Raw genomic sequence first — 8,704 nt, forward strand, 5'->3', positions numbered from 1 at the left:
TGGCGGCCAACTACGCCGGATTCAGTGTCAATCGGGTGATCCTGATCAGCGCGGCCGTCTCCGGCGCCCTGGCCGGGCTGGCCGGGGTCGGCGAGGTGGGCGGGTTGCACTTTCAGGTGATGGCCGGACTCTCGCCGGGCTACGGCTACACGGGCATCGTCATCGCCATGCTGGCACGTCTCAATCCCTTGGGGGTGATTCCGGCGGCGCTCTTCTTCGCCGTGATCATCACCGGCGCCGAGGCCATGTCCAGGGCCACCGGCGTGCCGGTCTTCCTGGCCGACGTCATCCAGGGCACGGCCCTGATCGCCATGCTGGTCGCCCTGCTCTTCACCCGTTATCGCTTGCGCATAAGGCGGTTTCCCCATGCATGACCTCATCGCTCAACTCTGCCAGGTAGGATTCTTCGCCGCCCTGATCCGCATCGCCACGCCGCTGATTTTCGCCACCCTGGGAGAACTTTTCGCCGAGCGCGCCGGCATTCTCAACCTGGGCATCGAAGGCATCATGATGCTGGCCGCCATGACCGGTTTCTCCACGGCCTACTTCTCCGGCAGCCTCTGGCTGGGCGTGGCCGCGGCCATGGCCACCGGCATGCTGGCCGGCCTGCTCATGGGGCTGCTCACCGTCAGCCTGGGGCTTAGCCAGCATGTGTCGGGTATCGGCGTGACCTTGCTCTGCTCGGGTCTCTCCTTCTTTTTCTACCGGTTGATCTTCGGCCAGCCCTCCTCGATTCCCAAGATCACCGCCTTCACGCCGCTGCCGATTCCGGGCCTGTCGGCCATCCCGATCCTGGGACCGATTCTCTTCGATCACTTCTCCCTGGTCTACCTGGCGTTCCTGCTGGTGCCGGCGGCTGCCTGGGTTCTGCGGCGAACGCCCTGGGGATTGAACCTGCGCACGGTGGGCGAGAATCCCCACGCCGCCTTCACCGCCGGGGTGAGCGTCATCAAGATCCGCTACCAGGCCCTGCTGCTCTCCGGCGCCTCATGGGATTGGGTGGCGCCTTTCTCTCCATGGCCCAGTACAACGCCTACACCTTCGGCGTGATCTCGGGGCGCGGCTGGGTATGCATCGCCCTGGTGGTTTTCGGCCAGTGGAATCCCTGGAAAAGCGCGGCCGGCGCCCTGCTCTTCGCCTTCATCGACGCCCTGCAGCTCAGGTTGCAGGCCAGCACCCTCAACCTGCCATACGAGGTCTTTCTGATGATGCCCTTTGTTTTGACCATCGTGGGCATGGCCCTGGTGTCACGCAACGCCAAGGCACCGGCGGCATTGTTGATCCCTTTTCGAAAGGAGGAGCGCTGATGTTCGATCTGATCGTCAAAAACGCCAACCTGCCCGACGGACGCCGGGGCATGGCCATCGGCGTCACGGACGGCCGCATTGCCGCCGTGGAACCCGCCATCCATGCCGAAACGGCCGAGGTCATCGACGCCACCGGCTGCCTGGTGAGTCCGCCTTTCGTGGATAGCCATTTTCACATGGACGCCACCTTGAGCTACGGCCTGCCGCGGGTCAACCAAAGCGGCACCCTCCTGGAAGGCATCGCCCTGTGGGGAGAACTCAAGCCGCTTCTCACCGTGGAGGCCATCCGCCAGCGCGCGGAAAAACTCTGCCACTGGGCCATCGCCCGGGGAACCCTGGCCATTCGCAGTCATGTGGATGTCTGTGACAGCCGGCTTTTGGCCGTGGAAGCACTCCTGGAGGTGCGCGAGCAATTCAAGAGCTATATCGATCTTCAGCTGGTGGCCTTTCCCCAGGATGGCGTGCTGCGCAGCGACGGCGCCATGGAGAATCTGAAACGCGCCCTGGACATGGGTGTGGACGTTATCGGCGGCATCCCCCATTTCGAGCGCACCATGGACCAGGGCGCCGAATCGATCCGCCAATTGTGCGAACTGGCCGCGACGCGCGGCCTGATGGTGGACATGCACTGCGATGAAAGCGACGATCCCTGGTCGCGCCACATCGAGACGTTGACCTACCACACCCAGCGTCTCGGATTGCATGGGCGCGTTACCGGATCGCACCTCACCAGCATGCATTCCATGGACAATTACTACGTCTCCAAACTGCTCCCCCTGATGGCCGAGGCCCGCGTGCACGCCGTGGCCAACCCCCTGATCAACATCACCCTGCAGGGCCGCCACGACACCTATCCCAAGCGCCGCGGCCTGACCCGCGTGCGGGAGATGCTGGCCGCCGGCATCAACGTCGCCTTCGGCCATGATTGCGTCATGGACCTGGTACAGCTTCGGCTCCCACGACATGCTGGAGGTGGCCCACATGGGCCTGCACGTGGCCCAGATGACCGGCACGGAAGAGATCCGGCAGATCTACGATACGGTGACGGTCAACGGCGCCCGGGCCCTGGGGCTTACAGGCTACGGCATCGAGGTGGGCTGCCAGGCCGACATGGTCGTGCTGCAGGCCGGAGACGTCCACGACGCCATTCGCTTGCGCCCGGCACGGCTTTTCGTGATTCGGGGTGGAAAAGTCATCGCCAAGACGGCACCGGTGGTCAGCCACCTGTCAATTGAAGGGAAGGATTTTAGCGTGGATTTTCTTCACCCCGTCGTGGGGTAAAGGCTGTCCGTCATCCTGCCACCGGATCGGACGGACGCACCGACCGGAAGGCTTCGGCCACATAATTGGCGAAGCAATCCACCAATTCGTTATCGGCGGATGAAGCCCGGTGAAGGGAGACTTCGGTGACCGGCAGCAGGGGAAATCCATGCTCCGGGCGCAGGGGACGCAGACTCTCTTCCATGCTGCCCAGACCGATGGGGGCCACGGCCAGACCGGACTTCACCGCTGCCAGAATGCTGGAGATGCTCGGGCTGACAAAGGCAAGCCAGTATCGCCGACCCACCGACTGAAGGCTCTTCTCGGCCCATTCCCGGTAGACGCACCCCTTGTGATAGACCGCCAGGGGCAAAGGGTCGGCCTTATGGGCCGCACCGCTGCGCGATGTCACCCACACCAGCGGCTCCCGGTGAACGATCTGTCCCCCTTCGACGATGCAGTGCGAACAGGGGGCCGGCTGCCGGGCATTTTTCGATTCCCGGTGCACCATCCGGCGGTCATCGGCAATGCTCTCCAAAAGGCAAAGATCAAGCGCTTCTTTCTTTAACGCTTCATAAAGCTCGATACCCGGTGCGCTGTGGATATCCACGCGAATCCGGGGAAAGGCCTTTCTGAATCCCGGCAATACCGAGGGCAGAAAACGCGCGGCATAATCCTCCGCGCAACCGAACCGCACCCGTCCGAAAAGCTCAGGGTTTGAAAATGCCGCCACGGCGTCGTTATGGGCGGTAAGAATGCGATGCGCGTGCTCAAGCAGCGTCTCGCCGTCAGGTGTCAAGCGAACCTGGCGGCCGTTTTTCTTAAACAGCGGACGCCCCACATTGGTCTCCAACCGTTTCATCTGCATGCTCACGGCGGACTGGGTAATGTGCTGAATTTCACCTGCCCGGGTGAAACTGCCGGCTTCGGCTGCCGATGCAAAGGTCTGAAGCAGGTCGATGGGCAACTCGATTCGCATAAGCATCCTTTATGTTAAGCATCAAATAGATTCATTTTCCTTATCCATTGGGATAGCTTATATTGCTTCATAAATCAACCCGTCGTGATCGAAAGCAGCCCGACCCTTTCCAAAGAACGGGTCGGGCGATCAAGCCACCCAAGCACGGATAGGAAAGGAGAACAGTCATGAATGACAAGCGCAGACATCATCGAGATGATTTCACCGACGTGTGGGCGGCCCTCCGCCAACCCAGCTCAGCGTGGGTCACCTGGCAGCTGATACCTTATCTTCAGCGATCCGATCGCAAGCCAAGACGACCAGGGAATCGCCGGTTAACGAAAAACAGAGGTCCGATTGCGATATAACCAAGAATGGCTGCAAATGTCGCGTCAATATCACTTCCGGGCACCATCTGCTTCACGGATTGTAGCCGCCGCGCAAACTTTCCGGTAGAGGCGCTGGGTCTCTTCCGAAGGCGGAACCCCCAGCTCCTCTTCCAGAAGCCGGCAGCAGGTGTGGTAATGGCGGACCGCCTCGGCATAGCGCCCCAAACGACGGCAGTTGTCGATCAGGCGCTGATAGAAAATTTCCTCAAACCGATCCAGGCCAATCCCCTGTTGATAAACCGACAACGCCTGCCGGTTCCGGTTCAAGGCTTCCAGACAGCGGCCATAGTTGATCAGCAAATCGACCAGTTGCTTTTTTAGCTGCTCCCGCCGCGTCGCCAACCATAGCGATGCCGGCTTCTCACCCGCCATGAATTCCCCATGGTAAAGCGCCAGTGCGTCACGGTAATGGGTCAGCGCCATCTTCATGTTCTGATCGCGATGGGATCGTCTGGCGGCGGAAGCCTTTTTTTCAAAAGCGATCGCGTCGATCCACCAATGGCCGGGGGAGAGCGATAAATAGCCGTTGGCCAGGCTGATGGCGGCCGGATCACCCAACAACCGGCGCAGACGGTTTAGCGTTGTCGACAGCGCGCTGGCCCCGCTGTCCCGGTCCGCCTCCGGCCACAAATCATCGATAACCGTTTCCACGCCGTCCGCGGCCGGCGCGCGGGCAATGATATGTTTGAACAAGGCGAGTGGTTTTTGAGGGGACTTGCCGCTGAAAACCAAGGCCTGGCCGTGCCTTTCGATCTTCAAACCACCCAGGGTGTGGACACGAAAGGGCCAGGGCCAGCATTCATCGATGCAGGCATATGCGGGTGCGACGATGCGATGGCGATGAATCAATTCCTTTACATAATCGGTTTCGATACCCCGCTGCATGGCTGTGACGGCGACCCATTGCCACAGCCGGGGCAGGCCCCACCAAACCATGTTGACATAATGATGACGCCGCCCGATGGCCAAGCCTTGGCGAAGATAGCGCAGGGAAACCGGCGACTGCGCCCGGGCGGCAAAATCGGCTTTGACCAGCAACACCATAAATTGAAAAATGGCGCTGCCGGTTTTGCGCGACCCGTTCCAGGCACGGTTAATTTCCCGCCAGGCCTCTTTTTTGCGGTCGTTTTCAAAAAGGCAGAAGGCCAATTGAATCCGGCATACCAGGGTGGCCAGTCGGTGTCCCGTTTCATCGGCAATCTCGGTGGCCTTTCTGGCGTGGGCCAGGGCCTTGCGGGGATCTCCCCAAAGCAGTTGGAACCAGCCGGAAAAATGATGATAGACCGAGTGGCCGTGGTAATGCGATTCGTCCAACTGAAAGGCCAGCTGATCGATGCCCGCCTGGGCCAGGCGTTTGTCCCCCCGGGTCATGCCGACAGAGGCCTTGAGGAAAACAAGGGTTTGGGCCGTGAAATAAAGGCCGCTGCGGCCGCACGCGCAATGGCTTCCTGGATTTCCTGGGGCGCATGCGCGAGCCGGTCCAGGGTGGCGATGCGGATGCCAATTTCCAGCCATTTCCATTGCAGGGTCAGTGACGGCAGGCGGTCGGCATGGTCGTCGGCCACCTGCTTGAATTCGTTTAACGCCACCGTTGCATCTTCAAATTTACCCAGCCAGGCCAGGTAGGTTACGGCCCAAACCGTCGCCCGCAGGATCAAATCGATTTCTCCGCTTTGACGGGCCGTTTGAACCGCCTGGTCGACGGCGGACAGCGTGGTTTTGTCCTGTGGCCGCCGGATCAACATGGCAACGGCTCGGCTGACCATCACCCGTGCGTTGATCCCGACATTTAAGAATCGATACGCTCGGTCGTTGACGTTGCGGTCATACCAACGCAGCCAACGATCCAACCGGGAAAAGAAATGCCATTGGTAAACAATACTGTCCACCAAACCGGACCAGGCCAGCAGGCTGCCGTCGACGTTGCCCGCCTTGCTGAAAAGATCAAGGGCCCGAACCAGTTTCGTTTGGGCGTCGGCCGGTTGGTCAAACTGTAGGCAGACCCCCGACCAGTAGCACAGCCAGGGGTGGCCATGCGTTGCCTCGGCCGGCAGGCGGCCCAGCCATTCGGTCAGGGTCCCCAGGCATCCACCGCGGACAAGGTCAGGGGCATGCTGAAGAACGAATGCCGTCAGCGCCTGCGTATCGTCCGTCCGCCACAGCAGCTGCGCGGCAGCCTCCAACTGCCCCTGGCCGGCCAGAATGCCGGCAGCCTTTTTTTGCAGCCGCACAATTTCTTCCCGACTGAAATGAGCCGGGTTCTGGTCAATCAAGAACCGGCGCCAGAGCATATGGTAGCAATAAACCGGCTCCGGGGCCGCTGTGCGTTGGATGAAAAGATGCCTGCGCATCAGCTGCTCCAAAATCCGTTGGATGTGGGGGATTTCGGCCAGTGCGGCGGCATCCGCGGCCGTCATTTGGGGTAGATGGGCGGTTTTCAGCAGTACGTGCTGGATATCGGCCGATTGACGGTGGAACAATTCAACGGCAAAATAGTTAAACACCCCTAGAGGGAGGACCGGCGATGATTTTGCGGCATCCACGGCCTCTGCGCCCCGGTTGCCGGCCAACAAAACAATGCCGACAGCCCATCCCTGGGTCTGGTTGTAGACGGCGCCAAGGGTCCGGTCATCCACCGGCCGACCCGAAAGGATCGCCAAGAGTTGCTTGGTTTCCGCGCGATCGAAACGCAGTTCATCGGCATGGATGATACACAGTTGCCGTTTGGCCTTCAATCCGGCCATTTCCGGTGGCGGATCGTTGCGGCTGATGACCAGGATTCGGACCTGCGGATGGACGGCGGAGAACCCTTTGGCCAGGAAGCGGTGCATCGTCGACTGCGGCGGGAGCTCCTGGTAATCATCAAAAATCAGCCAGACGGGCTTTTTCAGTCCGTCGGCAAGCCGCTCAAAATAGATTTTGGCAAAGGCTTCCCCGCCCGGATTGTTTTCCGGTGTAAACATGGGCAGCTTTTCGGGGAAATGGCCCAGATGCGTGGCGGCGGCCCAGCTCAGATTCCGAAAAAACAGCGCCGGATCGTTATCACCCGCATCCAGCTGATACCAGACATAGGCCTGCCGGGTTTCGGAAAGATAGTTCACGGCATAGGTGGTCTTGCCGGATCCGGCCATGGCGGACAGCCAGGCAACCGTGCGGGGAGCGATTGCTTCCAGGTGCCGGAATAACCGCGTCCGATTAAGGATATCAGGAAGTTTTGGAGCGGTAATTTTACCCGCGGCGACGGCGTTCCGATCCATGGATACAGCACCATTATACCGAACTACATTTTTCAGTCAGAACAGCAAGGCTTTTCGGGTCAATAGCATATTCTGGGAATGCCGACAAATCATCCGTGACCGATCTGTGACCTTTCTTGTGTTACTTTAATACGCTTAAGTGAATTGAAATATCTCATCCGGAAAGAGATCATCGAAGCGGCTGCTTGAGACGTCTGGATCTGGTCCGATAACGGGAACTCGCCAAGACAAGGAGATGAAAAATGACAAAATGCGGATTAACCGGCGTGTGGAAACTCGTTTCGTTTCTGTTGACATTGATGCTCCCTGTTTTTCCCTGCCATGCAGCACAAACCCCAACCCCGTTGCCCCCTTCCTCCTCCCCGGGCAACCTTGTTTTTATTCTCGATGCCTCGGGATCCATGTGGGGCCAGGTCGAGGGAACCGCCAAAATTGCCATCGCCAAGGAGGTCCTCACCCGGCTGATTGGGGAACTCCCGGACGATGCCTCGGTTGGCCTGGTGGCCTATGGACACCGCCGCAAGGGCGATTGTGATGACGTGGAGGAATTGATTCCCCTAGGCCGGCTGGATAAGAAAGCAATGGTCGCTACCATCCAGGCCCTGAACCCAAAAGGCAAGACGCCCATCAGCCGATCGGTGCGCCTGACCGCCGAGCGAATCAAAAACCTTGAGGACGAGACCACCATCATTCTGGTGTCCGACGGCAAGGAGACCTGCGATCCGGACCCCTGCGGGCTGGTCAGGGAACTGAAGGACGCCGGCATCAAATTCGTCATGCACGTCATCGGGTTCGATGTGACCGAGGAAGAACGGGAGCAGTTGGAATGCATGGCCAATGCCGGGGGCGGGCAGTACTATACCGCCGGCAATGCGGGCGAGTTTCTGGCGGCGGCCCGGGAGGTGGTGGAGGCACCGACGTTTTCCGGAGGGTATTTGAAGGTCACCACGCTTAAAACCGACAAACCGTTTGCCGCCCATGCGCAGGTTTATCGACAAGAGGACCGCAAAAGCATGGGCAGCAAGAGCACCTGGTCAAATGGCAAGCCGGCCCGATTCAAATTGATGCCGGGCATCTATGCACTGACGGCAACGGACCGGTCGGCGACGCCCCATCAGACGCAGGAGATCGGGGATATTGAAATCGTGTCAGGTCAGACCGTGGAGAAGACGATCTCGTTTGTCGAGCCCGGCATGCTGAATATTACCACGGTCAAGGAAGGGCAGCCCTTCGATGCCAGCGTTGCCGTCTATCGCCAAAGCGACAACGCATCCATGGGTATGAAGGGCTCTTGGGCGGGTGGCAAGCCGGCGGCCTACACGTTGGTCCCGGACGTTTATTCGGTAAAGGTCACGGACCGATCGGTGACGCCATACCAGACTCAGGAGATCCGGGATGTCGCGATCGTGTCGGCTCAGACCGTGGAGAAGACGGTCACATTCGGCGGCTCGGGTACCCTTCGGATCGCAACGATGAAGTCAGGCCAACCGTTCCATGCCAGCGTCACCGTCTACCGTCAGAGCGACAACAAAT

At 59.9% G+C, this 8,704-nt stretch carries 8 protein-coding genes and 1 pseudogene; 6 read left to right on the forward strand and 3 right to left on the reverse strand.

Annotated elements, in window-relative coordinates; genetic code table 11:
- The 5 genes and pseudogenes from JCM12296_RS30110 to JCM12296_RS51030 form a co-directional block, all read left to right on the forward strand.
- Nucleotides 1–374, forward strand: a 374-nt coding sequence (locus JCM12296_RS30110; protein ID WP_172684185.1) for an ABC transporter permease subunit, incomplete at its 5' end; no start/stop codon positions are given.
- Entirely contained in the window at nt 367–1,050 is a 684-nt protein-coding gene (locus JCM12296_RS30115) for an ABC transporter permease (RefSeq protein WP_218188358.1), read from the forward strand. The genes JCM12296_RS30110 and JCM12296_RS30115, both read left to right, overlap by 8 nt.
- Nucleotides 1,017–1,307: a hypothetical protein gene (locus tag JCM12296_RS42760; protein ID WP_218188359.1), complete on the forward strand. Its 291-nt coding sequence runs from the start codon at nt 1,017–1,019 to the stop codon at nt 1,305–1,307. The genes JCM12296_RS30115 and JCM12296_RS42760 overlap by 34 nt, the downstream gene beginning before the upstream one ends.
- Before the next feature lie 50 nt (nt 1,308–1,357).
- A pseudogene (locus tag JCM12296_RS30120) lies at nt 1,358–2,185 on the forward strand (cytosine deaminase); the annotation flags it as partial.
- A 103-nt stretch (nt 2,186–2,288) separates the two neighbouring features.
- A complete protein-coding gene (locus tag JCM12296_RS51030) occupies nt 2,289–2,588 on the forward strand; it encodes an amidohydrolase family protein (protein ID WP_422699193.1) in 300 nt (99 codons plus the stop codon).
- A gap of 10 nt (nt 2,589–2,598) precedes the next feature.
- On the opposite strand, the gene JCM12296_RS30125 is transcribed toward JCM12296_RS51030, so the two are convergent.
- The 3 genes from JCM12296_RS30125 to JCM12296_RS40490 form a co-directional block, all read right to left on the reverse strand.
- A complete protein-coding gene (locus tag JCM12296_RS30125) occupies nt 2,599–3,546 on the reverse strand; it encodes a LysR family transcriptional regulator (RefSeq protein ID WP_172684186.1) in 948 nt (315 codons plus the stop codon).
- 377 nt (nt 3,547–3,923) lie between these two features.
- Entirely contained in the window at nt 3,924–5,285 is a 1,362-nt protein-coding gene (locus JCM12296_RS30130) for an AfsR/SARP family transcriptional regulator (protein WP_054700770.1), read from the reverse strand.
- Nucleotides 5,282–7,171: a winged helix-turn-helix domain-containing protein gene (locus JCM12296_RS40490; RefSeq protein WP_054700772.1), complete on the reverse strand. Its 1,890-nt coding sequence runs from the start codon at nt 7,169–7,171 to the stop codon at nt 5,282–5,284. Before JCM12296_RS40490 ends, JCM12296_RS30130 begins: the two co-directional genes overlap by 4 nt.
- Nucleotides 7,172–7,413: 242 nt before the next feature.
- Here JCM12296_RS40490 and JCM12296_RS30140 point away from each other — a divergent pair.
- The coding region (locus JCM12296_RS30140; protein WP_157068023.1) for a vWA domain-containing protein at nt 7,414–8,704 on the forward strand (1,291 nt) is incomplete at its 3' end.

It is taken from the genome of Desulfosarcina cetonica JCM 12296 (assembly GCF_001311845.1).
Lineage (GTDB): Bacteria > Desulfobacterota > Desulfobacteria > Desulfobacterales > Desulfosarcinaceae > Desulfosarcina > Desulfosarcina cetonica.

Coding starts and splice junctions, on each gene's coding strand:
- JCM12296_RS30115 (WP_218188358.1), top strand. CDS start 367: ATGCATGACCTCATCGCTCAACTCTGCCAGGTAGGATTCTTCGCCGCC.
- JCM12296_RS42760 (WP_218188359.1), top strand. CDS start 1,017: ATGGCCCAGTACAACGCCTACACCTTCGGCGTGATCTCGGGGCGCGGC.
- JCM12296_RS51030 (WP_422699193.1), top strand. CDS start 2,289: ATGGGCCTGCACGTGGCCCAGATGACCGGCACGGAAGAGATCCGGCAG.
- JCM12296_RS30125 (WP_172684186.1), bottom strand. CDS start 3,546: ATGCGAATCGAGTTGCCCATCGACCTGCTTCAGACCTTTGCATCGGCA.
- JCM12296_RS30130 (WP_054700770.1), bottom strand. CDS start 5,285: ATGACCCGGGGGGACAAACGCCTGGCCCAGGCGGGCATCGATCAGCTG.
- JCM12296_RS40490 (WP_054700772.1), bottom strand. CDS start 7,171: ATGGATCGGAACGCCGTCGCCGCGGGTAAAATTACCGCTCCAAAACTT.